The sequence below is a fragment of the Haladaptatus sp. QDMS2 genome (assembly GCF_029338295.1).
Classification (GTDB): Archaea; Halobacteriota; Halobacteria; order Halobacteriales; family Halococcaceae; genus QDMS2.
Window position 1 is genome coordinate 678,332 of sequence record NZ_CP119791.1, and the last position, 23,914, is coordinate 702,245.

The window sequence follows — 23,914 nt, forward strand, 5'->3', positions numbered from 1 at the left end:
TTCCGAGCGCGATATTATCTAGTACGACACCGAGGCCCGATTCGAGACCGGTTCCGAGAGCCATTCCCAATACAATCCACATCGACCAGCGATTCGTCGCTGAATCCCGCAGAGTCATCGCCACACATACCTGTTAGGTCGTCCCTGTGCCCAAAGTTTGTTTCCTCTGTAGTACGTAGAAATGGAAGGCAGTCGTGTGATCAACACGCGTACTTCAGCATGGCCGAAGAAACCTACGTGGGTTCTATCAGCAGATACGCGCTGCAGCAAACGGAGCCCACCTATTCCAACCGATTATTTGAGACGTGCCTGAAAGCAGTGTCCCCTGTGAGGAAGTGCCACACGTTTCAGGCACGAGTACTTACGATTTTTTGTCCAATAGCGACAAGCAAAGATGTATGAACGATTCGAGGGGGCGTCGCGGCGAATGACCACGGTGGGTGACTGGAACCCGCGTAGTCAACAATTCGTCTCGGCTCCGCCGCTATGAGGCTGCGCGTCGATTGGCGCGTCAGCGTCGCCTTCGTCGGCACGATAATCAAGTGGCTGTCGGTCCCGCTTCTGGTGCCGCTCATCGTCGCGATGTTCGACGGCACCTCGGTGTTCCCGTTCGTGTTGCCGATGGTCGGAACCGTGATACTGGGCGTCGCGCTCGAACAGCTCTCCGTCCGCCGGGACCTCGGCGCGAGAGAGGGGTTCCTGATGGTGTCTCTGACCTGGTTGAGTATCGCCGTCGTCGGGGCAGTTCCCTTCATCATCGCTGGCGAGGGGGTACTCGCTGAACCGGTGAACGCCCTGTTCGAGGCGATGAGTGGCATCACGACCACGGGTGCGACGGTGATACTCGACTTCGGCCTTCATTCCCGAGCGATTCTTATGTGGCGGGCAATCATCCAGTGGCTCGGCGGCCTTGGCGTTCTCGTCCTCGCGACGGCGGTGCTCTCGCAGTTGGCAGTCGGTGGGGCACAGCTCATGGAGACCGAAACGCAGACCCGCGACGTGAACAAACTCACGCCGCGAATATCGGAGACAGCGAGTCTGCTCTGGCAACTCTACCTCGGGTTGACCGGGCTTAATATCGCTGCGCTCTACGGGCTTCACCTCGTCGGCCTCGCGCCGGAGATGACTTTCTACGACGCCGTTGCCCACGCCTTCACGACGATTTCGACCAGCGGGTTCTCCCCGCGCCCGGAGAGTCTCGCCGCGTTCTCCCCGGTCGTCCAGTGGGTGACGATTCCGTTCATGGCCATCGGGGCGACGAGTTTCATCCTCATGTATTTCGTCTTGCAGGGGAACGTAGCCCGCCTTCGCAAAAGCGACGAGTTTCGCTTCTACGTGAGCATCCTCGCCCTGTTCACCCTCGGCGTGGCCGGCATCCTCATCGCGGACGGCGGTCCGCACACGGAACTCGAAGAAATCGTCCGCCACTCGCTGTTTCAGGTCGTCTCCATCGTGACCACTACGGGGTACGCGAGTACCGACTTCAACCTCTGGTCGTCGGGCGCGAAACACCTGCTGTTCGTCTGTATGTTCATCGGCGGGATGGCGGGCAGCACGACGTGTTCGATAAAGGCCCTCCGGTGGCTGGTCGTGTTGAAAGCCTTCCGTCGGGACCTGTTCACCGCCGCCCAGCCGAGTGTCATCCGACCAGTTCGACTGAGCGGGAGCGTCATCACCGAGGAGACAATCCGTGACATCTACGCCTACACACTGGTGAGCCTCGTCATCTTCATCTTCGCGACGATTCTGGTCGTCGTCAATTCGTCGCGTGTCGGCTCGCCCGTCACGGAGTTCGAGGCGATGAGCGCCGCCGCCTCGACGTTCTTCAACGTCGGTCCCGCCTTCGGCATCGCCGGCCCGTTCGCGAGCTACGAGCCGTTCCCCGAGACGACGAAACTCCTGATGACGTTCCTCATGTGGGTCGGGCGCATCGAAATCATTCCCGTGCTCGTGTTGCTCACGCCATCGTTCTGGCGTGGCTGACGAGTTTTAGCCCGAGTCTGACCCGAGAGAAAGTGCCTCCCCAGCGATGAAAAACGCGCCGACGATGATGATGGTCACCCACCCGAACACGAGCAGTGCGAGGACGAGCACGTCCAGTTCAGACTCGACGGGGAGCATGAGCAAGACGACGGTGCTCGCGACCAGTACGTAGACGAACCCCACCGCCAGAACCGCACGCAAACGAATGCGTGGCTCCCAGACGGAGACGGCAGAACCCCATCTCGAAACGCGCATATCTGACTAGACGCTCGCTGACCGGAAAGCCTTACAGCCGCGTTGCTCTGGCTGTGTACTACTCGAAAAACGGTGGTCCCGTACTTAGCCGAACAGCGAGCCGAGACCCTCGCCGGAGACGTCCTCTTCGTCCTCCTCTTCGTCTTCGTCACCGCCGGCTTCGGCTTCTTCGTCGGCTGCTTCGCTCTCGTCTGCGTCGCCCGAAGCGCCACCCGTCGAGGCGGCTGCGGCGGGCATGGCCGCTGCGTTGGCCATCGCGTCTTCGATGTCGACGTCTTCGAGCGCGGCGACGAGCGCCTTCACTCGGGATTCTTCGACGTCGAGTCCGGCGGCTTCGAGGACTGCCGTGACGTTTTCTTCGTTGATTTCACTCTCTGCTTCGTGCAGAATCATGGCTGCGTAGATGTATTCCATCAGTGTTCTCCCTCGGGTACATTGGTCTGCGACAGCGTAGGTGCTCACTTTCGTCGTGACGGACCCCGTTACTGGCGTAACTCCCCCTCCCCGATTACTCCTATATTCACGCTCAGTGATATTAGCTACTTCGCTGCCGCAGAAAAAGAAACCCTCTTACAACCGGTCGCGACCGGACCCAGCGTCGTCGAGACGGGACCGGAGCCAGTCGTGGATTCGAAGCCGAAGCGACGACTGCTCGCGGCGACTCGTGCGGTTGCGGCGAGGTGCTTCGTTTCGTGCGCGAATTCGTGCGACTCCCCAGCGTGACAGCGTCGGGAGCGTCGGAAGCGTCAGTCCAAATATACCTGTGACCCACCACGCCGGCGCGAAGAGTGCGACGAAGATGCCGACCGAGAGAAACCAGACGCCAACGACGGCCATCAGGTGATTGACCGTGACGAGTTTCGCCGCTGCCTGTTCTCGTTCGCGTCGCGCAGATGTGGCGAGCGGCGAGTGCCCAGATTGGTCGCTATGGCGATACGATCCGCCAAGTTGCCCTGCCATACGTGAATATTCCGTGGCACCCACAAAAACCCCCGTCAGACCGAAGTCTGACGTGTTTCGAGCCGCGTACAGGTAATCGAAGACAACGTACCAGCTGTGTGGTGTGTTACCAGTCCATCCCACGCGGCGACTCAGGGGGCGAAAGCGGACTTTTCGGGAGGTCGGGCGTTGGCTCCGGGCGGTTGTACTCTTTAGGTGCCACGTCGTTCGCCGCGTCGGGGTAGAACAACGAGGCGAGCGCGTGGATGTGCTCGCGTCCGACGTCCAGTTCGAACTGGCCGCCGCCGTACAGTTGTATTCCGGCTTCCTGGCAGTATTCGATGCTCTCTAGCACCGATTCGACGCTGCCAAAGCGCGAGGGCTTGATGTTGAGCCAGTCGGGTTCCCACGGCAGGTTCGTGATGTCGTCGAGTCCGTGGATGGCCGCGTCCCACGAGACGCGCCCCTCGTGGCCCTCGAACAGCGGGCGCGTCTCCGGGGTGAGCGCAGGGTCCTCGATGACCGCCTCGGGGAGCCCTTCGATGACGCGCCGATAGAGTTCGGGGTCGGGTTCCTGGTCTACGTCCGTCCCCTCGTACTGGCCTTTCAGGTCGCAGACGCGCACCGCGCCGGTCGCCGCGAGTTCGGCGACGAGGGCGTCGTCCCACTCGCTGGTCGGGTCGAGTTTGAACTCGTAGTCTCCATCGAACGAGAGCCACGTCTCGATGCGGTCTATCGAGGCGTCGGGGAGGCGCGTCGAGACGACGAACCGGACCGGGTCGTAGGTCAGGTCAAGCGCCTCGGCGAGGTTGGTGTCGGCCTGCCTGAGCGCGAGGTCGAGGGCGGCGCTCTCGAATCCCCACCGCCGGTATTCACGAAAGTCGGGGCGGCCCGGCTCGCGGCCGTGAAAGAGGTCCGTCTCGCCGAGGTGAGCGGAGAACTCAGCAAACGTCCACTCACCTTCGAGGTCGAACGTGGGGGCGGCGTCCACGAGGGCGCGGTGGTCTTCGGCCTCGTAAGTCACGTCTTCGCCACGACCGGTTTCACCGTCCCCGGACAGGGAGACTGTGGTCGAAAGTCGGGTGAAGTCACTCGATGTTTCTGCTTCGTGGAGGTCGTACGAGACCGCGGAGATGGTGAGCGGCAGGTCTGAAAGCGCATCGAACAGTGCCATGTACCCGCTTCGGGTGGAATGCAGAAAAGTTAGGTCCCGCGCCAGTCCGTGACGACGGCGTAGATTTCGTAGGCGAAGATGGCGATGACGAGTGCCACCGACCCCCAGGCGAGGGCGGTAAACAGCGTCTGTCCAATTGCGCTCATCGTTCTTCACCGCCGTCCGTTCGCAGGTCGTCGATTTGCCGCACTTCTCGCGAGAGTTGTCCGAGGTCGAAGCGCCCGGGAGTCACCTGTGAGAGCACGAGAATTGCGACGCCGGACACGACTGCCGCGCCGACGAACGAGTTGAAGAACGACGCCGTCGGGAGTTGGTCGCCAACCACTGGCAGGAGTGCGAGTGGGGCGCGCAGCGTCGGGAAGTACGCGAGGCCGACGACGAGGCCGAGTAGACTCGATACGAGTGCGCCCACGCCAGTCGCCTTCGCCGAGTAAAGTCCGTAGAGCAGCGGGATGAACGTCGCGGCGGCGAGCAGGTCGGCGACGAGGAAGATAGTCAGGACGCTGTAGCCCTGCGCGCCGACGAAGATTGCGGCGAGCGCGACGACGACGGTGAGCGCACGCGCCGCTTTGGTGAGCGTAGACCGGTCGGGGTCGTCCATGATGAGCGGCAGGTCGGCAGTGACGATGCTCGCGATGGCGTTGAACAGCGTGTCTGCGGTGCTCATCACGAGCAGGATGGCGAGGATGACGACGACGAGCGTCACCCACTCGGGGAACGCGGCGTCCAGCACGAGGAAAAAGGAGATGTCCGCGTTGTAGCCCGCGCCGAACTCCGTGGTGACGAGGCCGAGGCCTGAAGCGGCGAGACCGAACAACCCGGCGAGGAACACCATCGGAATCACGGTAATCGCGGCGATGGTGAACGACCGGGCGAGCGTGCGCTCGTCTTTCGCGGCGTAGATGCGCTGCCACCACGCCTGATTCAGCATTTCCGCTGCGAGTACGGCGACAGCGATGTACGCGCCGAATTCGAGGCCCGGCAGGAAGCCGGGGTCGAGCAGACTCGGGTTCGTGTCCGCGACGGTCTGGTAGATTTCGCCCGTCCCGCCGAGGGCGAGCAGTGCCCCGGCGAAGCCGATGGCGAGGATGGGCAGGATGACGAGCGTCTGGACGGTGTCCGTGAAGATGCTCGCCTTCAGGCCGCCGTAGCCGGTGTACGCGAGGACGAACAGGCCAACGAGCGCCGCCGTCTGCCACGTCGGTACTCCGGCGACGAGCGAGAGCGCGCCGGCGATGCCGGTCATCTCCGCGGCGAGGAAGATGAACATGTACGTGATGCTCACGATGAGGACGTAGGCGTACATCGCGCCACCGTAGCGCGCGAGGGTGTACTCGGTGATGGAGTGGCCCTCGGGGATGAGTTCGCGGATGCGCGGCCCGATGACGATGAAGGCGAACAGCGGAAGGGCGCTGCCGATGGCGTAGCCGAGCACGGCCGTCAGTCCGCCGAAGGCCGCCCCTGCCTCGGCCGGACTGAAGAGAATCCACGCGCCCATCCCGGAGGCGATGAGCGTCGCGGTGGTCATTCCACTGCCCGTCGAGTTGCGGGCAGTGATGAAGTCTTCCACCGAATTAATGCGGCCGCGAGCGTACCACGTGCCGAGCGCGGCAAAGACGAACAGCGTGAGGACGGTGAGGCCGAGAGCGAGGCCCGCACTTACCATCGTCTCACCTCAGTGCGATTAGTCATACACCTCTCTCTGACAGGGGCGCAATTAAACGTTGGTAATACCACTCAATTATACCTGGTCGTAGGCGGCGTCGAAGAAATCGACTTCGAGGTCGACAGTCCGGGTGAACAGGCGACGAACGCGCTCCTTGCGCCGAGGCGAGAGCGTTCGTCCACACTCGTCGACCTGTGTTCGAAGCCACTCGACGAACGCCGTGAATTCGGGCGTCGCGTGCATCGAAATCCACTCGTCGTGGTAGAATCGTTTCGGGGTCGCGTCCGCGTGGGCAGTGGCCCAGGTGAGATACACCCACTCGGCAGGCAACAACACGGCGAGCGATTCTGCGTACCCGCCTTGATGGGTCGCCCGGACGAACAAGTCTTCGAGAGACTGCGTGACCGGCAGCAGTTTCGGATTGGTCCACTCTTCCTCCGGGACTGCGAGCGCGTCGAACGACCGCTCGAAGTAGTCGTTCTCCTCACCTGTGAGCGTGGCGAGAAACGACGTGAGCCGACGTTTTTCGGCCATCGTCGTGGCGTCTGCGATGGCACTCCCGACGAGTCCGGCGAGCGCTTCCACGAACGCGAAATCCTGCACCAGATATCGGCGAAACACGTCGTTCGGAAGCGTTCAGTCTGCCAGTTCTCGGGTGAACCGATGCTCCGTGGCCGCGGTCCACGCGGGCTCAGACTGACTCCGAAGGGAGGCAGAAAACCGTGGCTGGTCGCTCACACAGACCACTGCTCCTCGCGCCACGCTGCGTCCCAGAAGCGGTACTCGTAGCGAAACGAGGTGAGAAAGCGGTCGGTGAACTGCTCGCGGTCTGCCGGACTGGCCCGACCGGCCACCTCGTCAAGCAGGTCGAGACACCATTCGGTGAGTTCGGTGAACTCCTCACTCGCGTACATCTCGATCCACGCGGCGTACTGCTCGTGGTCTGGTTTCCCGCGCACGTCGAGGTGTCTGCCGGTCTGATTGAACCCCCACATACACGGCAAGAGTGCGGCGACGAGGTTACCGAAGGACTCGGTTGCGGCCGTCCGGACGAGGAAATCGGTGTACGCCTGCGTGGTCGGCGAGGGTTTCGTTCGTTCCAGGTCGGCTTCGCTGATTCCGAATTCGGCGGCGTACTCGCGGTGGAGGTCCATCTCGGTGTTGACGGTCTCTTCGAGAAGCGTTGCGAAGGTTCCCATCTCGTCGAGCGACGGGGCATTTGCGGCTCCGAGCGCGAACACGCGACTGTAGTCGACGAGGTAGACGTAGTCCTGTTTCACCCAGTATTCGAACGGGTCCGTAGAAAGCGTCCCCTCGCCGAGTTCGACGACCATCGGGTGGTCGAGAATCGCTTCGAGGATGGGGCGGCCCTCCTCGCAGAGTGATTCTGCGAATGACATAACTGGCCTTCGCAGACCGACGGGAAAACTATTCGCCCCGGCCTGGCCCGGCTATAAGTCGGTCCCGCCCCTCGATACGGACATGAAGATTTACACCAAACGCGGCGACGAGGGGAAGACCGACCTCTCGAACATGGCGCGCGTCTCGAAGGCGAGCCACCGAATCGAAGCCTACGGGAGCGTAGACGAGGTGAACGCGCTGGTCGGCGTTGTCCGACCGACGGGCTACGACGACGTAGACGAGATGCTTCGGTCGATTCAGAATCACCTCCACATCGTGCAGGCGGACTTCGCGAATCCCGACCCGAAGGCGGACGCGCCCGTGATTCGCGACGAACACGTCGAACAATTGGAGACGTGGATGGACGACCTCGATACGGAACTCGACCCGCTCAAGAGCTTCATCCTGCCCTCGGGCAGCGAACCCGGCGCGAAACTCCACCACGCCCGGGCGGTCTGTCGCCGGGCAGAGCGTCGTGCCGTCGCGCTCATCAACGAAGAGGAGGCGAACCCGGCGGCGGTGAAGTACCTGAACCGGCTCTCTGACGCGCTGTTCGTCCTCGCACGCGTGGTCAACAAACGCGAGGGCGTCCCCGAAGAGTCCCCCACCTACTGAGCGTCGGGCGTCAACCCGACCAGTTCCTGTGCCAGCACGTCCGCGTAGCCGTGTGGGGTCAGCTTGAGGGTGGGGACGCCGAGGAAGGTGAGCGTCGCCACCGCGAGCATCGGCTGGTCGGCTTCGACGCCGCGCTCCCAGAGCGCCTCGCGCACCGCCCGCACGCCTGCTGCGGCCTCCTCGATTGGGACGTCTGCGACGACGCCCGCGACCCGGCAGCGGTGTTCGGCGATGATTTCGCCCTCGTCCACCACGGCCCACCCGCCGCCGATTTTTGCGACGTGGGCTATCGCTTGCTGTATCGCCTCGTCGGTCGCGCCGACGGCGACGGTCATTCCTGCCTCCCAGACGGTGGTCGTCGCCACCGCACCTGAGCCGAGGCCGAAGCCCGTGAGAAAGCCCACGAACGCCTCGTGGTCGCTGTCGGGGTGGCGGTCGATGGCGACGACTTTGAGCACGTCGCGCTCCGGTGCGGCCCTGAGTGTGCCCTCTGCCTCGGCGGGTTCGACCGTCGCCATCCTCGAGAACAGGCCGGTGACGTACTCGATGGCGCGAACGCGTCCGCCTCGTGTGACGGTGGCTGGGACGCTCAGGTCGAGCGAGTCGGGGAGACCCACGCTATCGTAGAAGTGGGCGGGGTAGTCGTGGGGTCGGGGAGAGACAGTTGCGTCTCCGTTCTCGACGACGAATTCACCTCCCGAGATGACGGTTTCGACCGCGACCGATTCGAGGTCGGAGAGAAGGACGACGTCCGCCCGTGCGCCCGGCGAGAGGGTTCCTCGGTCGCGAAAGCCGAAGTGGCGGGCCGGATTGAGAGTGGCCATGCGGACGGCGTCTTCCGGGCTGACACCTGCTTCGATGGCACGGCGGACCACCCGGTCCATGCAGGTTCCTGCCTGCAGGTCGTCGGGCCAGAGGCTGTCGGTCGAGAGCGAAAGGTCCGCCGCGCCGACCTCCTGGTAGGCGTCTGCAATGGCCGCCGTGTCGTCGCGGATGGTTCCCGACCGCCCGATGACGTGGATGCCGTTTTCGAGGCGTTCTATCACCTCGTCGCCGGAAATCGCCTCGTGGTCGTTGTCGATGACCGAAGCGAACGCTTGCAGATTGGTCCCTTTGCAGCCAGCCCCATGGCCGCTGATTGGCTTCCCTGCCTCGCGGGCGCGTTCGTAGAGGTCGAAAAGTGGCGGGTCGCGCCCGACGACGTGAATCCAGTCCACCTCCCCGACGCCAACGACGCTGGGGTGCGAGAGAAGTGCGGTGAGTGCGTCTTTCTCCGCGTCGTCCGCCCACGCGGGACTGAAGGTGTTCACGAGCGGCTGTGGCGTGAGCGTGGCGAACACCGAGACGGGGAGGCCGTCGGTGGCGGAGAGCAGCTCCGAGACGCCTTCCGCTCCGTACATCGGCCCCATTCCCGTCACCTCGGTGACGACGCTGGTCGTCCCGCCTTCGAGGACGGAGGGGTAGGCGTATTCGAAGGCGTGCTGGGCCTCTATGTGCGTGTGGGCGTCGATGAACCCGGGGACGGCGACCTGCCCCGTGGCATCCACGACGGTGGTGTCGGGGCCGACCACTGACCCTGAGTCTGCGGGCAGCGCGGCGATGCGATCACCGACGATTGCGATGGCGCGGTCGTGTTGGTCGCCCGTCTCTGGGAGCAGGACGCTCGCGTTCTGGATGACGAGGTCTGCGGGGGTGTTGCCGAGGGCCACGTCCTGTAGACGGGTCATGTTCGCTCGTAGACGATGACCCCGCCGTTTTCGTGGGCCGTGACCTTCCCGCGCGATTCGAGGACGTCCAAATGGCCCACGGCCTCGCTCATGCCTGGGAAGAACTCGGTGACGGGGAGGTCGCCGAACAACTCACCCATGATTTCGACCGCCGTCGTCGGCCCGTCTACGAGGCCGTACACCTTCTCCGTCCGCGCTTCGTGGGCGTCGAGCATCTCTCCGATTCGCTCGGTGGGATTCTCGATAATGGTCCGGTGGCCAGGGAGGAAGCGGTCGTACTCCGCTTCTTCGAGTCGGCGTAGCGATTCGTTGAACGCAGGAAGGGGACGTGGCCGTTCGTCTTCGCCGGGTTCCGGCGGCTGAAGCAGCGGATTCGGCGTAATCTCGTTCAGGACGTTGTCGCCGACGATGGCATGACGCTCGTTACCCTCGTCGAACGCGAAGATGAGTTCGCCGATTGCGTGGCCCGTCACCCGCTTTGCGACGAGGGGTTCGCCGTTGATTTCGATGCGGTCGTCCTCTGTGACTTCCGTGTCCGTCTCGACGCTCGGCGCGTAGGAGAGGTAGGATTCGGGAAGGTCCACGACCGCGTTGGCCGTCGCCGCGGACATCCCGTTGCGCTCGAAGAAATCGGCGAAGAACGTCTGCTCGTGCTGCAGTCGTCCGGGGAAGTCGGCCATGATGCGGGCAGCCTCGGGACTCACGACGACGCTCGCGCCCTCGGCTTTCAGTCGTGAAGCCAGTCCGAAGTGGTCGGGGTGGGGATGGGTGACGACGACCTGTCGGAGGTCTGCCGGCGTCATTCCGTTCGCTTCGAGTCCGTCCAGGAGAGCCGCCCACGCCTCCTCGCTATCGGGACCGGGATCGACGACCGTCCGGCCCGAGAGATAGGCGTTTACCGCCCCGACCCGAAACGGCGTGGGAATCGAAAGCCGTGTGAACATATCACGAACTTCCGGCCGCGTCGCTAAAACAATTTGTGACAGGGCGGCATGGGACGGGTGCCTCAGAACGGGTGATGCCCACGGCCTGTAGGGGGTGTTCGCCGCACTCATCCAAGTCGGCATTGGGACAGACGCCGACTGCGACGAACGGTCGTCCACCGCCTGCAAGTTTAGGTCTGCCTAAAACAACCAAAAGTGTTGTGGTTTCGGTTCCGACGTTGATTTTTTCGAGGTGTCCCGTATCTGAAAATCCTTGACGAGAGTACTGTGAGTGGCACAAGGGTTTTATTTGGTGTTATCGTTATAACAGGTATGAACAAGCACTTTGAAGATACCCAGTACTACCTGAAGCGCGCGAGTGAGACGGCAAAGCGCGGCGTCACGGAAGAACTCTCTCCAGTTCAGGAGAAATTCCGCTCGATTACCGGCCGCGAGGAGGAGCCAGAACTATCCCGAATCGACGAAATTCGAGAGGAGCTTCGAAAGCTGCAGGACCGCGCCGAGGGTGAAACCCGCGAGGCAATCGCGAGTGCGCGCTCGCGCCTCGACGACTACCGAAGCCAGCGCTCGGAAGCGTCCGACTGAGCTGTTTTTTCGGCAGTCGAAAGTAACCCTTAAGGTTAGCCGCCGGAAACGAGGTACTGCAGAGGGTTGGTGATCTAGTCTGGTTATGATACCTCCTTCACACGGAGGAAGTCGGCAGTTCAAATCTGCCCCAACCCACTACTTCTGTCGCGAGCAACTCCGCGAGCGACTGCTGTTGTGACGCGGGGCAGTTTGAACCAGGGAGCGAGCAGCGCGAGCGACCAAGGTTCAAATCTGCCCCAACCTGTTGTCACACTACAAGCCCAATCGACACGAGTAGAAAGCCGAACAGTCCGAGAACTGAGGCGGAGACATACGCGTAGTCTCGTTGTTTCTTCGCGGCTTTTTCGGGGTCGGTTTGCCACTCCGCACCGTCGACCCAGTTTCGAGAGAATGACTGTGGGGCGAGCGCGCTCCCGGCAGCGAGCGCGAACATGAAGAGCCCAGTAACGACGACGAGCGGTTCCATGGCGATACTTGTTGACTGGGTGTCATGAACGTTCGGAAGGACACCGGCGTGCGTCCTAGCTGAGCCATGGTCAGTCGGTCGTTCACCTCCTATCGGCTCAGTTGGCCGTCTCGGTCGGCCCGGTCAACAGCCACCCCGAGCAGGAGCATTCCGAGGCCGAACGGCCACGTGAACAGGATCGGTGCGAGGTCGAAGCCGAGTGCGGTAGCCATCGGGTCCCAGAGGAGTTTGTCGGTGACGGCGAGCATCGGCAGCGAGACGGTCAGGAGCCAGGTGGCGGCGCGTGGGCCGTCGGTGCGGAGCAGGGAGATGCCGAGGAGCGTCCCGGCGGCCACGGCAAACGGGAAGGCGGCGAACACGAGTAGTCTACCGATGGCGGGATTCACGAGTCCGGCCACGCCGCCGGCGACCATGGCGGCGAACGCGAGTGCCATCGCGAAGACGGCCACCTTTCCGGTCCAACCTCGGACGAAGGTGGCGGCCACGCCGGGTAGCGACCCGAGGAGAAGGGCAGCAGCAACGGCGACCCACACCTGTCCGACGGTGTTCGTCGCGGGGATGGGCAGGCCGTTGAACTGGCCGGTGAGGAGGACGCCGAAGACGAGCAGTCCGGAGCGCGCGCCGTGCCGTTTCGAACCCACGGCTGGGGCGTCCCGTCGAAGCGTCGTATTCATACCCACAAGAACCGTGCGCTCAGGACAAAACTGTTGTTCGGGTTGCACGAACGCACGGCTGGTTGCCGTGGTGCATTCTGGCGGTGGCAGTGAGGCGAGGGGTGGGTTCGCTACTTGCGAATTCCCTCGTCGGTGGCGGCCACGCCGAGGATGTAATCGCAGGTCGGGCAGACCCACTGGGAGACGAGGATTTGTCCCTCCTCGATGACTTCTTCGACGGCCGAGACGGTGTTTTCGCAGTATGGACAGATTCCCATGGCCGGAGATGTGGGGGGTTGAGAATAGCTCTTTTCGCCGTAACGAGTCTCTGATGCCCGCTCGCTACTGACACCGATGGGCACGCGGAACGTGGGGCGTTTGAAATCCCCGTAGCCCAAATTCTCTTTTGTCGCCGAGTCCAAAACTCGCGCATGGAAGACGAACCAGAGATGCCGCGACTCGGTCTCGGCACCTACGACATGAAGGGCGACGAGGCGGCTGACGCCGTCGAGACGGCCATCGACATTGGCTATCGCCACATCGACACGGCCCAGCACTACGACAACGAGGAGGCGGTCGGACGAGGGATTGCGCGGGCTGACGTCCCGCGCGAAGACCTGTTCGTCGCGACCAAAATCTGGCACGACGACCTCGGATACGACGACGTCATCGAGGGCGCACAGGAGAGCCTCGACCGACTCGGCCTCGATTACATCGACCTGCTGTACGTCCACTGGCCGGCGGGCGACTACGACGCAAAAGACACGCTCGCTGCGTTCGACGAACTGTACGAGGAGGGCGTCATCCGCCACGTCGGCGTCTCCAACTTCACGACCGACCTGCTCGACGAGGCACAGGAATACCTCGACGCGCCAATCTTCGCCCATCAGGTCGAGTGCCACCCGCTGCTCCAACAGCGTAACCTCCGCATCTACGCCGCTGGTCACGACATCGAGCTGGTCGCCTACTCGCCGATTGCTCGCAACGAAGTTGCAGAAAACGAGGACATCAAGGCCGTCGCCGAGAACTACGACGCGACGCCCGCCCAGATCAGTCTCGCGTGGCTGCTCGCGAACGGCATCGTCCCGATTCCGAAATCGAGCGACGAGGAACATCTGCGGGCGAACTACGAGAGTCTCGACATCGAACTCACGCAGGAGGACAAAGAGCGCCTCGACAACCTAGACGACGAAGAGCGCCTCATCGACCCGGACTTCGCCCCCTGGTAATTCGGTCAGACCGGTCAGACGTGCTTCGTCAGGCCGCCGTCTACCCGGAGATTCTGTCCGGTGACGTAACTCGATTCGTCTGAGACGAGGTACGCGACGGCGTCGGCGATTTCTTCTGTCCTCGCGGCGCGATTCATTGGAATCTGCGCGCGAGTTTCGTCATCGATTTCGTAACTGTCTGCGAACCCGGGGAGCACGGCGTTCATGCGGATTCCCTCGCTCGCGTAGCGGTCTGCGTAGAGTTTCGTGTAACTGCCGAGCGCCGCCCGAAGCACGGAGGAGACGGGGAACTCGGGACTCGGCTCGAACGCAGAGAAGGTGGAGATGTTGACGATTGCTCCGCCACTGTCCTGCTGGCGCATGATGGGCGTGACGAGGCGGGCCATTCGAACCGCGTTCAAGAAGACGAGTTCGAACCCTGTCTGCCAATCTTCGTCCGGAATCTCGCCGATGGGGCCTTTCGGCGGGTGGCCGGTGTTGTTCACCACGGCGTCGATGCGGCCGTAGGTGTCGCGGGCGGCCTCGACCAGCGCGGCGAGGTCGTCGGAGTCGGTCACCGACCCCTCGAAACCGACGCCGCCGAGGGCTTCTGCCACGTCGATTGCTCCACCGGACTTCGAGAGAAGAACGGGTGTATAGCCGTCTGCGGCCAATTTTCGGGCGCTCGCGGCACCGATACCGCTGCCCGCCGCGGTCACGATTGCAACTCTGGAAGCGTCCATACAGTACCCACAGTGGTACTGACTTTGTGGGTTCTGAAAGCGGAAGGGGTTCCCGGTGACGTTCAGTCGTCTGCGGGTGCGGGCACTTCGTGGTCGCTGATGGTCGCCTTCGGTAGGAGCGTCTTCTCGAAGTCGAACTCGTCGAGGGCCTTGCCTTCGCGAACCTTCGTCGGCCAGTCTGGGTTCGCCAGTGCGCTCGTGCCGAGGGTGATGAGCGCGGACCCTGACTCGATTACGTCGCGGGCGCTCGCCGGGTCGCCGAGGCCGCCGTTTGCAATGACTGGTGCGTCACCGTGCTCGACTGCCGCCTCAGCGAGCGTTGGGCCGTCGTCGGCAAACGTCGCTGCTGTCGCGTCGCCGTCGATCGTGTGGATGTAGTCTGCGCCGGTCTCACTGACCGCGCGGAAATAGACTTCGGCGTCGTCCTCGCCGCCGTCCCATTTGTGTTCTTCGTCGCTCACCATCGCCTGCGAGAGGCGGACGCCGACGACGAAGTCCTCGGGAGTCGCGTTCTGAACCGCCTCGATGACCTCTCGGGTGAGTCGAACGCGGTTCTCGGCGGAACCGCCGTATCCGTCTTCGCGTTCGTTGTACTCGGCGGAGAGGAATGTATTGAGGAGGTAACCGTTCGCGCTGTGAATCTCGACGCCGTCGAATCCCGCCGCTGTGGCCCGTTCTGCGGACGCGGCGAATCCCGCTACGACGGCGTCGATGTGGTCGGTCGTCATCTCGGTCGGGACGGGAAATTCGCCTTCACCGCCGTAGAGTGGGCTCTGTTCGCCCTTCGGCTGGACGGCGGAAGGGGCGATGGTCTCGTCGGTGTAGCGGTTACCCTGCGCCTGCGACCCGGCGTGCATGAGCTGGGCGAAGACGGCACTGTCCTCGTCGTGAATCTTCTCGATTACCGGCTCCCAGGCGGCCGCCTGCTCGTCGGTGGCGAGTCCGGGCTGATTGTGGTAACCCTGGCTGTGTGCCTCGTCGGTGTACACGCCCTCGGTGATGAGAAACGAGAAGCCGCCGCGAGCGAACTTGGCGTAGTAGCGAGCCATCTCAGGTGTGGCGTGCCCGTCTGCCGTGGCGCTCGTGCGGGTCATCGGCGCGAGGCCGACACGGTTGTCGAGAGTGAGCGATTCGAGATCGAACGGATCGAAGAGGGTATCGTCTGTTGGCATGACCGGATTCTGGGCACGGACGGCAAAAGCCGGCGGGCGGGTGTGCGAACCAGCTACCGTCCCGCCGTGATTGATTGTGTGATATCTCAACTGAGACGTTCGGACGATTGGCCAGTGGACGACTCTCGCTCCGTCGGTTGCTTTTCGGTCGTGAAATCCGCCGAGTGTACGCTTCGGCGACGGTGGCGGTATAGAAAATAGAAGATTTTGAAATTTATCGGAAATTCTCCTCTAAACGTTTCTATATTCTCTGTCTTACTAGGCACCTTCGATACTAAAACGACCTATTATTGACCTTATAGCCAACTTTTATCACCCCGTTCGTCCTTGCTGTGGATGTAATGTGTGAAACAGACGCGAAACGAGGTGGGGGTGGTCGATAGGACTCGCCACCCTCGGATCGATTACCACAATGACCACCATGGTCGTGCAAGCTGTACTATGGGTTAGCCACCCGGACTGACGCTGGGATGCGTCAGTCGCCTCTTTTGCTGGGTCAGGCACCAGGCCTCCCCTGGCATTTTACGTCAACGAACTGTCAACCTAACCGACGGTAAGGATACTCGCTGTGTGATATACTTTCTCCCATTCAGTGCACGCTGACTGTCGGCAAAACTATCGCGTTAAGGTCGGCTGAAACCGGGAGACTGAGACGGTGAGAAACGTTGACACCCACAATTATTCCACCCTCTTCGATGATACGATAATCTCCAACAATCATGTACGCTTACGAGACATCTTTTTCTCCTCAGCGTGCATTGTTTTATTCGGTGTAATACCATGCAGTATGAAGGCAGAATTCGGGCAAACTTCCTGGACTGGGCCTCGCTCATCCTCGTCATCGTGGGTGCGTTAAACTGGGGTCTGATCGGGATTGGGGGCTTTATCAATGCAAACTGGAACGTGGTGAATCTCATCTTCGGGTCCATCCCGACGCTTGAGAACCTCATCTACCTCCTCGTCGGCCTCGCGGGCGTCTACGAGCTGTACTTCGCGTACCAGCTCTACGACGCACGCAGCGAGCGCCCGATGACCGAAAAGCCCGCCTAAGCTTCGACTTTTTCGACGACACACCACCCCGTGAGCGGTCGCTCACGCCGTCAGTAAAAGAAAGGAAAAACCGAGTTAGAGGAACTCTTCGATGTGGTCTGCGACTTCCTCTGGAGTGTCGCCCACTGGAACGCCCGCGTCGTTGAGGGCGTTGATTTTGGACTCTGCGGTGCCCGTTCCAGAGCCGGAGACGATCGCGCCCGCGTGGCCCATGCGCTTTCCTGGCGGGGCCGTGCGACCGGCGATGAAGCCAGCGACTGGCGTGTCCATGTTCTCTGCGATGTACGCAGCGGCTTCCTCTTCGTCCTCGCCACCGATTTCACCGCACATGACGACGGCTTCGGTCTCTGGGTCGTTTTCGAACGCTTCGAGCGCGTCGACGAACGACGTGCCGATGATTGGGTCGCCACCGATACCGATGGCCGTGGTCTGGCCGATGCCGCGCTGGGTCAGGTTGTCGACGACCTGGTAGGTGAGCGTCCCCGAGCGGGAGACGAGACCGACGTTCCCGTCGGAGAAGATGTTGCCTGGCAGGATGCCGAGTTTCGCCTCGCCCGGCGTGATGAGGCCTGGACAGTTTGGCCCGATGAGTCGGGTGTCGACTTCCTGCAGACGCTTGTAGACCTTCGCCATGTCCTGGGTCGGAACGCCTTCCGTGATGGCGACGACGAGGTCCAAGTCGGAGTCGAGTGCCTCGAAGATGGCGTCCGCGGCGAACGCCGGTGGGACGAAGACGACAGAGGCGTCTGCGTCTTCTTCTTCGACGGCTTCACTGACGGTGTCGTAGACGGGAACGCCCTTTACTTCCTGCCCGCCCTTGCCTGGCACGGCGCCGGCGACGACGTTCGTCCCGTACTCCATCATCTGTTCAGTGTGGAACTTGCCTTCGCCGCCCGTAATCCCCTGGACGACGACGCGAGTGTCCTTGTCTACGAATACACTCATTGCTGGACCTCCTTTGCGCGTGCAACGGCCGCTTGAACGGCGGATTCGAGCGTGCCTTCGACCTGCACGAGGTCGGTGTTCAGAATCTCCATGCCCTCTTCTGCGTTCGTCCCGGCGAGACGCACGACGACGGGCTTTGGAATCTCGTCGAAGCTTTCGAGTGCCTCGTTGATACCCTTCGCCACCTCGTCACCGCGGGTGATGCCGCCGAAGATGTTGAAGACGACCGAATCGACGTTCGGGTCGGAGAAGACCATGTCCAGTGCGTTCGCCACACGGGAGGCCTTCGCACCGCCACCGATGTCGAGGAAGTTGGCTGGTTTGCCGCCGTAGTAGTCGACGAGGTCGAGCGTCGTCATGACGAGGCCCGCACCGTTGCCGATGATGCCGACGTTACCCTTGAGGCGGACGTAGTCGAAGCCGTACTCGCCGGCTTTGCGCTCTAAGTCGTCCTCGTAGGCTTCTTCTTCGAGTTCGGCGAGTTCCGGCTGGCGAAACAGCGCGTCGTCGTCGATGTTCATGACCGCGTCGGCCGCGATGACGTCGCCGTCCGAGGTGACCATGAGCGGGTTGACTTCGATGTCGCTCGCGTCCTTGTCGTCCCAGAGCTGGAACAGCGTCTGGAGAATCGAGGAGACTTCGCGGGCGACGTCTGCGTCCACACCGGCCCCGTAGACTGCACGACGGGCCTGGTATGGGTGCATGCCAAACGCCGGGTCGATGTGCTCGCGGGCGATGGCCTCGGGCGTTTCTGCTGCGACCTCTTCGATGTTGACGCCACCTTTCGTGGAGACCATGGCGACGGGTTTGCCCTCGCCGCGGTCCATCGTCACACCGACGTAGAGTTCGTCGACGAAGTCCACGGCTTCCTCTACGAGGACGCTCTCTACGGTGTACCCTTTGAGGTCCATGCCGAGGATGTCGTCGGCTGCCGCTCGCGCCTCGTCCTCGTCGGATACGAGTTTGATGCCTCCGGCCTTGCCACGTCCGCCCACGTGGACCTGCGCCTTTACAGCGACGGGATATCCAAGCGACTCTGCAGCCTCGACAACCTCGTCTACGGTGGTTGCGAGCTGGGAGTCCGGCGTTGGAATCCCCGCGTTTGCGAAGATGTCCTTCGCTTGATACTCGTGCAGCTTCATACGTATATTACCGTGTGAACACGTCGCTTAAATCCCTTTCATTCGGACTCCCGGTTCTTGCCGCTACCAGTCCCCGTGTGGCAATATCTGCGGGGATTGCCAGCACGAGACACACTACCGTCGCCATCGAATCTCCGACAGGCGTACGCTTTTGCGGAGGGCGGCCGTCAACTCGGCCATGCGCGCCGTACGGTATCACGAACACGGTGGAACAGACGTACTCACCACAGAGGAACTGATGCGCCCGGAACCGGCAGCAAACGAACTGCTGGTCGCGGTTCACGCGGCCGGAATCAACCCCGTCGACACCTACTTCCGCGAGGGATCGTACAAACCCGCCACGCTCCCGTGGATTCCCGGCTCCGACGTCGCCGGCGTCGTTTCCGCCGTCGGGGACGACGTGACTGAATTCAAGGCAGGCGACGAAATCTACGCGACCGGTCTCGGGAACGACCACCCCGGAACCTGCGCCGAGTACGCCACGGTTCCCGTCGAACTGGCCGCGAGTCTTCCCGACTCGGTCAGCTTCGAGCAGGCCGCCGCCGGGGCACTCGTCGGCGTCACCGCCTGGCAGTCGCTCATCGCGACAGCGAATCTCCAGCCAGCCGAGACGGTGCTCATCCACGGCGGGAGCGGCGGCGTTGGTCACATGGCCGTCCAGATTGCGAACGCGACCGGCGCGACGGTGGTCACGACCGCCTCGCCGAAGTACCACGACGACCTCGACGCGATGGGTGCAGACGTGGTCCTCGACTACGCGCGCGACGACCTAGAGGACGCAATCGAGGAAGTCGGCAAGCCGGACGTCATCCTCGACCACCGCCTCGACGAGTATCTCCCGCTCGACTGTGCGGTCGCGGCGAAGGGCTGTCGCATCGTCGCCATCGGCAACGAGGACCAAGAAGCGACGTTCCCGAGCGTGCCAGCCGCCCGCGCGAAGACGCTGTCGGTCCACCACGTCTCGATGTTCAACACGCCCGACATCGGCGACGTTCTCTCGCGACTCGCCACGCTCATGGAGGCGGGGGCCCTCACGCCGCGAGTGCACCAGACGTACGACTTAGCCGAGGTCGGTGCGGCCCACGACGACGTGTTGGCGGAGAGTTTCCTCGGGAAACTCGTGGTCACGCCCTGACCCGGCCGCCCCACCTTTATCCTGTTTCCGCACTAACCGGTTGCTATGAGTGTCGAGTTCGATTTCTCGGGAACGGTGGTCGTGGTAACCGGCGCGAGCGGTGCGCTCGGAAGCACTGTCGCAAACGAGTTCGCGAAAGCCGGCGCGACAGTCTGCGCGGCGGACGTGGTCGAACCGGACGAGGGGACGCTCGTCTCGGGAATTACGTTCTACGAGGGCGATTTCACGGACGAAACGGACGTCAAATCGACGTTCGACGAAATCGCAGATACCCACGGACAGGTGGATGCCCTCATCAACATTGCCGGGACCTGGAAGGGCGGAACGCACATCGAAGAAACCGACGTGGACACCTTCGACATGCTGTTCTCGGTCAACCTGAAGACGATGTTCCTCGCGAGCAAGCACGCGATTCCGCACCTCAAAGAGACTGAGGGTGCAATCGTCTCGACGAGTGCCCGCGCCTCGCTCGAAGGCGGCGAGGGTGACGGCCCCTATCGTGCCGCGAAGGCCGGTGTTCGACTCTTGACGGAGACGATTGCAGAGGAGAACAAGGGAACCGTCCGGGCAAACGCCATCATGCCGAGCGTCATCGACACGCCACAGAACCGGGAGGCGATGCCCGATGCCGACCACGATAAATGGGTCGAACCAGCAGAAATCGCCCGCGTCATCATGTTCCTCTGTAGCGACGCCGCCGATGTGACCAGCGGCGCGGCGGTGCCGGTGTACGGCGAAGCTTGAGCCGTCTCCGACATCGCGTGACGGCGGGTCGAACCATTCAGTGATGTCGAACACGTTCTGATTTTTGCATGAAATTTAACATTGAAAGCTAGCGGCGGCGACTGCAACGCGTCCAGGTTTGCTCCCATAGACTTTATGTTCGTGCAATATTTGCTAGTTGGTACGTCGCTGGTCGCTAGATTCTCTGCTGCTGGTTTTACTATGATTGAATATTGATAAATCCGACTAGCCTCGGTGGGTGGTATTCTGTGGCGACCGTTCCGTGTCGTCATTTCACACATGTCCGATTAGGAAACCTAACAGTCATGTGGTTGGTAGGTCGCGGAAAATCGGGACATTTATTTGACCGATACTGATAGGGGGTTTCACACATGAGTGAAAGAGAGACATGGGCAACGCGGATGGGGTTCATCCTCGCGGCCGTCGGCAGCGCCGTCGGCCTCGGGAACCTCTGGCAGTTCCCCTTCAAGACGGCGACCAACGGTGGGGCGGCGTTCCTCATCGTTTACATCGGCGCGGTCCTCGCCATCGGTTTCCCGGCGATGCTCGCCGAGTTCGTCATCGGGCGACGAACCAACCTGAACACGATTAGCGCGTTCAAGAAACTCGGCTACGGCAACTGGCGCATCGTCGGCGCGCTCGGCCTCTTCACCGGGTTCTGGATTCTGTCGTACTACTCCGTGGTTGGCGGCTGGGTACTTCGCTACCTCGGCGGCAGCGCCACGGGCGCGTACTTCAGTGCGCCCGGTGAGTACTTCGCCACGATTTCGATGGGACCAGAGGCACTCGCACTCCACGCCGTGTTCATGGGCATCACCATCGGCATCGTCGCCTTCGGCATCGAGGGCGGCATCGAGAAGGCAACGAAGCTGATGGTTCCGTCCATCATCTTCATCATGGTCGGCCTCGCCGTCTTCGCGTTCATCAGCGACTCGGGCGCGGCCATGGAAGCGTACGCATACTTCCTCAACCCCGACCTGAGCGTCGTCCGAGCGAACTTCGGCGACATCGTCCCGTTCGCCGTCGGACAGGCGTTCTTCTCACTTTCACTCGGCATGGGTGCGATGATTACCTACGCTTCGTACCTCGGTAACGACGACAATCTCGCGAAAGACGGCCTCGCTATCGTCTTCCTTAATTCGGTCGTCGGCATCCTCGCAGGCCTCGTCGTCTTCCCGTTCCTGTTCGCACAGGGCATCAGCCCTGACACGAGCGGCCCCGGCGCGCTGTTCGTCGCCGTCGCCGGCGCGCTCGCCGAACTCGGAGCCATCGGACAGGTCGTCGGCGTCGTCTTTTTCTTCGTCGTCCTGATTGCTGCTCTCTCGTCGGCAATCAGCCTGCTCGAAGTCGTCGTCGCCTACGTCGTGGACAACACCAGCGTCAGCCGCAAACCCGCTGCCTTTGCCATCGGGGGCGTCATCTTCGCCCTCGGTATCCCTTCTGCACTCGACACGGCGTGGCTCGGCTGGTTCGACACGCTCGCCTACAAGTTCCTCTTGCCATTCGGCGTCCTCCTGCTCCTGCTGTTCGTCGGCTGGGTGCTCGGAGGCACTGCGAGTACAGAACTGCTCAAAGGTATGAAAGACCGAACGACCTTCAGCCTGACGTGGCTCTGGACGGTTAGAACGCTCGTTCTCCTTGGCGTCGTCGTGACCCTCGGCTTCGGCATCCAGACGCTGATGGAAGAAGGCATCATGCCGCCGGTTTAAGGGCGCTAATCCTCACCATTTTTACCCCGAAATCGGCCGCCTGAGCGGCTGTATCGCCATGTTATTGGGGAGTTGACTAATCGCAACTCGAAAGTAACTTAGGTGCGCCTTTGCGAGTGCGTTCCAATGACACGAGAAACCTGGGCAACCCGAGTTGGGTTCATTCTCGCGGCCGTCGGCAGCGCCGTCGGACTGGGGAACATCTGGCGGTTCCCCTGGATGACGGCGGAAAACGGCGGCAGTGCCTTTCTCATCGTCTATCTCGGTATCGTGCTCCTCGTCGGCGTCCCCGGTTTGCTGGGCGAATTCGTCATCGGACGGCGGGCGAAACGCAACCCTGCGGGCGCACTCAAGAAACTCTCTGGCTCCCGGGCGTGGGAACTCGTCGGTGGGTTCAGCGTCGTCACCGCGGTCGTCTTGCTGTCGTTCTACAGTGTCGTCGGCGGGTGGATTCTGCGCTACTTCCTCGCCAGTCCGACCGGCGCGTACTTCGGGTCGCCGGGTGGGTACTACGACTCCATCGCATTCGGAACCACCGGGTCCGTCGGTTTCGGCCTTGTCTTCCTCGTGCTGACCGGTATCATCGTCTTTGCCGGTGTGCGCCGGGGCATCGAAGTCGCCACGAAAGTGATGATGCCGGCCATCGTCGCCCTGTTGCTCGCGCTCGCCGGGTGGGCGTTCTTCCAGCCGAACGCGATGGCGGGGTACGATTTCTACCTCGGGGCCGACTGGGGCTACCTGCAAGCGAACTTCTTTGACATCCTTCCGGCCGCCGCCGGACAGGCGCTGTTCACCCTCTCCATCGGTGCGGGGACGATGATTACCTACGCCTCGTACCTCGGCGAGGACCGGTCGCTCCCGTTCGACGGGTCGGCAATCGCCGTCCTCAACACGTTCGTCGGTGTGCTCGCGGGCCTCGTCGTCTTCCCACTGCTGTTCAGTTTCGCCCCCGACGCGGCGGGCACGAGCGGGCCGGGCGCGCTGTTCGTCGGCATCGCCGGAGCGTTCGCGAACCTTCCGTCCGTCGGTGGGATTTCGACGGGAATCCTCATCGCCACCCTGTTTTTCGGTGTGGTGACCCTCGCGGCACTGTCGAGTTCCATCAGTATGCTCGAAATCCCTGTCTCATTCCTCGTGGATGAGTTCGGCATCGAGCGCAAGTACGCCACCGGCGGGATGCTCGCGCTGGTGTCGCTCACGATGACGGTCAATGCACTCCGGCCGCCGGTGTTCGAGTTCATCGCGGGCACGCTCGTCGACCTGATGCTCACCGCTGGACTGCTCGCGTTCCTGTTGTTCGTCGGCTGGGTGCTCGGCCGGGACGCCATCGACGAATTCGCGAAGGGAGCGTCCGATTTCGGTCGCTCACTCGCGTCGCCGTGGCTGCTCGCCGTCGGCGTCCTCCTCCCGCTGTTCTTGCTGTTCACGCTGCTCACGGGCATCTTCGGGGCGCTCGGCATGGCGGGTGCAATCGAGACGTGGATGACCGTTGTGCTCAGCGTCGCCCTTGGACTGGTGGCCTTCGCCGGCCTCCGGGGTCCGACCTCCGTCCTGTAAATTCGACAACTGTCGAAGGGAGATTTGCCTCCTTGCGGAACCCTTTTTGTGGCGCTTCTGTATCGACCTAGCATGAATGCGGTATGGGGTGATTCCCC

General features: G+C 62.3%; 25 protein-coding genes and 1 tRNA gene. 10 read left to right on the forward strand and 16 right to left on the reverse strand.

Annotated elements, in window-relative coordinates; genetic code table 11:
• Positions 1 to 486 precede the first annotated feature (486 nt).
• Complete coding sequence (locus tag P1M51_RS03650; RefSeq protein ID WP_276246836.1) at positions 487 to 1,983, forward strand: TrkH family potassium uptake protein; 1,497 nt, start codon at positions 487 to 489, stop codon at positions 1,981 to 1,983.
• 6 nt (positions 1,984 to 1,989) lie between these two features.
• Here the strand turns inward: P1M51_RS03650 and P1M51_RS03655 are convergent, their stop codons facing one another.
• From P1M51_RS03655 to tenA, 7 genes are all read right to left on the reverse strand, one after another.
• A complete protein-coding gene (locus P1M51_RS03655; RefSeq protein ID WP_276246837.1) occupies positions 1,990 to 2,238 on the reverse strand; it encodes a hypothetical protein in 249 nt (82 codons plus the stop codon).
• 84 nt (positions 2,239 to 2,322) lie between these two features.
• Entirely contained in the window at positions 2,323 to 2,652 is a 330-nt protein-coding gene (gene rpl12p / locus P1M51_RS03660; RefSeq protein ID WP_276246838.1) for a 50S ribosomal protein P1, read from the reverse strand.
• Between the two features lie 156 nt (positions 2,653 to 2,808).
• Positions 2,809 to 3,198 carry a hypothetical protein gene (locus P1M51_RS03665; protein WP_276246839.1) on the reverse strand — a complete coding sequence of 130 codons (390 nt, stop codon included), beginning with the start codon at positions 3,196 to 3,198 and terminating at the stop codon, positions 2,809 to 2,811.
• Between the two features lie 106 nt (positions 3,199 to 3,304).
• Positions 3,305 to 4,351: a hypothetical protein gene (locus tag P1M51_RS03670; RefSeq protein ID WP_276246840.1), complete on the reverse strand. Its 1,047-nt coding sequence runs from the start codon at positions 4,349 to 4,351 to the stop codon at positions 3,305 to 3,307.
• A 142-nt stretch (positions 4,352 to 4,493) separates the two neighbouring features.
• Entirely contained in the window at positions 4,494 to 6,017 is a 1,524-nt protein-coding gene (locus tag P1M51_RS03675; RefSeq protein WP_276246841.1) for a sodium:proline symporter, read from the reverse strand.
• A 75-nt stretch (positions 6,018 to 6,092) separates the two neighbouring features.
• A complete protein-coding gene (locus P1M51_RS03680) occupies positions 6,093 to 6,620 on the reverse strand; it encodes a TenA family protein (RefSeq protein WP_369685083.1) in 528 nt (175 codons plus the stop codon).
• A 131-nt stretch (positions 6,621 to 6,751) separates the two neighbouring features.
• A complete protein-coding gene (gene tenA, locus P1M51_RS03685) occupies positions 6,752 to 7,417 on the reverse strand; it encodes a thiaminase II (protein ID WP_276246842.1) in 666 nt (221 codons plus the stop codon).
• A gap of 82 nt (positions 7,418 to 7,499) precedes the next feature.
• On the opposite strand from tenA, the gene P1M51_RS03690 reads away from it, so the two are divergent.
• Positions 7,500 to 8,033, forward strand: a complete 534-nt coding sequence (locus P1M51_RS03690; RefSeq protein ID WP_276246843.1) for a cob(I)yrinic acid a,c-diamide adenosyltransferase — start codon at positions 7,500 to 7,502, stop codon at positions 8,031 to 8,033.
• Here P1M51_RS03690 and P1M51_RS03695 read toward each other — a convergent pair.
• Positions 8,027 to 9,760: an adenine deaminase C-terminal domain-containing protein gene (locus P1M51_RS03695; RefSeq protein ID WP_276246844.1), complete on the reverse strand. Its 1,734-nt coding sequence runs from the start codon at positions 9,758 to 9,760 to the stop codon at positions 8,027 to 8,029. The genes P1M51_RS03690 and P1M51_RS03695 overlap by 7 nt on opposite strands.
• Complete coding sequence (locus P1M51_RS03700) at positions 9,757 to 10,704, reverse strand: MBL fold metallo-hydrolase (RefSeq protein WP_276246845.1); 948 nt, start codon at positions 10,702 to 10,704, stop codon at positions 9,757 to 9,759. Before P1M51_RS03700 ends, P1M51_RS03695 begins: the two co-directional genes overlap by 4 nt.
• 312 nt (positions 10,705 to 11,016) lie before the next feature.
• On the opposite strand from P1M51_RS03700, the gene P1M51_RS03705 reads away from it, so the two are divergent.
• Together P1M51_RS03705 and P1M51_RS03710 are read left to right on the forward strand one after the other, a co-directional pair.
• Positions 11,017 to 11,289 (forward strand): hypothetical protein, encoded by a 273-nt coding sequence (locus tag P1M51_RS03705; RefSeq protein ID WP_276246846.1) that lies wholly within the window; start codon positions 11,017 to 11,019, stop codon positions 11,287 to 11,289.
• A 63-nt stretch (positions 11,290 to 11,352) separates the two neighbouring features.
• Positions 11,353 to 11,427, forward strand: a tRNA-Val gene (locus P1M51_RS03710).
• A gap of 112 nt (positions 11,428 to 11,539) precedes the next feature.
• On the opposite strand, the gene P1M51_RS03715 is transcribed toward P1M51_RS03710, so the two are convergent.
• From P1M51_RS03715 to P1M51_RS03725, 3 genes are all read right to left on the reverse strand, one after another.
• Positions 11,540 to 11,758, reverse strand: a complete 219-nt coding sequence (locus P1M51_RS03715; protein ID WP_276246847.1) for a hypothetical protein — start codon at positions 11,756 to 11,758, stop codon at positions 11,540 to 11,542.
• An 89-nt stretch (positions 11,759 to 11,847) separates the two neighbouring features.
• Entirely contained in the window at positions 11,848 to 12,432 is a 585-nt protein-coding gene (locus tag P1M51_RS03720) for a hypothetical protein (RefSeq protein WP_276246848.1), read from the reverse strand.
• A gap of 110 nt (positions 12,433 to 12,542) precedes the next feature.
• Positions 12,543 to 12,689, reverse strand: a complete 147-nt coding sequence (locus P1M51_RS03725) for a hypothetical protein (RefSeq protein ID WP_276246849.1) — start codon at positions 12,687 to 12,689, stop codon at positions 12,543 to 12,545.
• A gap of 153 nt (positions 12,690 to 12,842) precedes the next feature.
• Between P1M51_RS03725 and P1M51_RS03730 the strand changes: the two genes are divergently transcribed.
• Complete coding sequence (locus tag P1M51_RS03730) at positions 12,843 to 13,640, forward strand: aldo/keto reductase (RefSeq protein ID WP_276246850.1); 798 nt, start codon at positions 12,843 to 12,845, stop codon at positions 13,638 to 13,640.
• 14 nt (positions 13,641 to 13,654) lie between these two features.
• On the opposite strand, the gene P1M51_RS03735 is transcribed toward P1M51_RS03730, so the two are convergent.
• Positions 13,655 to 14,362 carry an SDR family oxidoreductase gene (locus P1M51_RS03735; RefSeq protein ID WP_276246851.1) on the reverse strand — a complete coding sequence of 236 codons (708 nt, stop codon included), beginning with the start codon at positions 14,360 to 14,362 and terminating at the stop codon, positions 13,655 to 13,657.
• 62 nt (positions 14,363 to 14,424) lie between these two features.
• Positions 14,425 to 15,534 (reverse strand): NADH:flavin oxidoreductase, encoded by a 1,110-nt coding sequence (locus P1M51_RS03740; protein WP_276246852.1) that lies wholly within the window; start codon positions 15,532 to 15,534, stop codon positions 14,425 to 14,427.
• 780 nt (positions 15,535 to 16,314) lie between these two features.
• On the opposite strand from P1M51_RS03740, the gene P1M51_RS03745 reads away from it, so the two are divergent.
• A complete protein-coding gene (locus P1M51_RS03745; RefSeq protein WP_276246853.1) occupies positions 16,315 to 16,584 on the forward strand; it encodes a DUF378 domain-containing protein in 270 nt (89 codons plus the stop codon).
• Between the two features lie 75 nt (positions 16,585 to 16,659).
• Here P1M51_RS03745 and sucD read toward each other — a convergent pair whose 3' ends face one another.
• Together sucD and sucC are read right to left on the reverse strand one after the other, a co-directional pair.
• On the reverse strand, positions 16,660 to 17,529 hold the full coding sequence (sucD, locus tag P1M51_RS03750; protein WP_276246854.1) for a succinate--CoA ligase subunit alpha: 870 nt from the start codon (positions 17,527 to 17,529) through the stop codon (positions 16,660 to 16,662).
• Complete coding sequence (sucC, locus tag P1M51_RS03755; RefSeq protein WP_276246855.1) at positions 17,526 to 18,671, reverse strand: ADP-forming succinate--CoA ligase subunit beta; 1,146 nt, start codon at positions 18,669 to 18,671, stop codon at positions 17,526 to 17,528. The genes sucD and sucC overlap by 4 nt, the downstream gene beginning before the upstream one ends.
• A gap of 178 nt (positions 18,672 to 18,849) precedes the next feature.
• Between sucC and P1M51_RS03760 the strand changes: the two genes are divergently transcribed.
• The 4 genes from P1M51_RS03760 to P1M51_RS03775 all read left to right on the forward strand — a co-directional run bounded on the left by P1M51_RS03760 (position 18,850) and on the right by P1M51_RS03775 (position 23,816).
• Entirely contained in the window at positions 18,850 to 19,806 is a 957-nt protein-coding gene (locus P1M51_RS03760) for an NADPH:quinone reductase (RefSeq protein ID WP_276274819.1), read from the forward strand.
• Between the two features lie 45 nt (positions 19,807 to 19,851).
• On the forward strand, positions 19,852 to 20,550 hold the full coding sequence (locus P1M51_RS03765; RefSeq protein ID WP_276246857.1) for an SDR family oxidoreductase: 699 nt from the start codon (positions 19,852 to 19,854) through the stop codon (positions 20,548 to 20,550).
• 371 nt (positions 20,551 to 20,921) lie between these two features.
• On the forward strand, positions 20,922 to 22,259 hold the full coding sequence (locus P1M51_RS03770; RefSeq protein ID WP_276246858.1) for a sodium-dependent transporter: 1,338 nt from the start codon (positions 20,922 to 20,924) through the stop codon (positions 22,257 to 22,259).
• 126 nt (positions 22,260 to 22,385) lie between these two features.
• Positions 22,386 to 23,816, forward strand: a complete 1,431-nt coding sequence (locus P1M51_RS03775) for a sodium-dependent transporter (protein WP_276246859.1) — start codon at positions 22,386 to 22,388, stop codon at positions 23,814 to 23,816.
• Positions 23,817 to 23,914 lie beyond the last annotated feature (98 nt).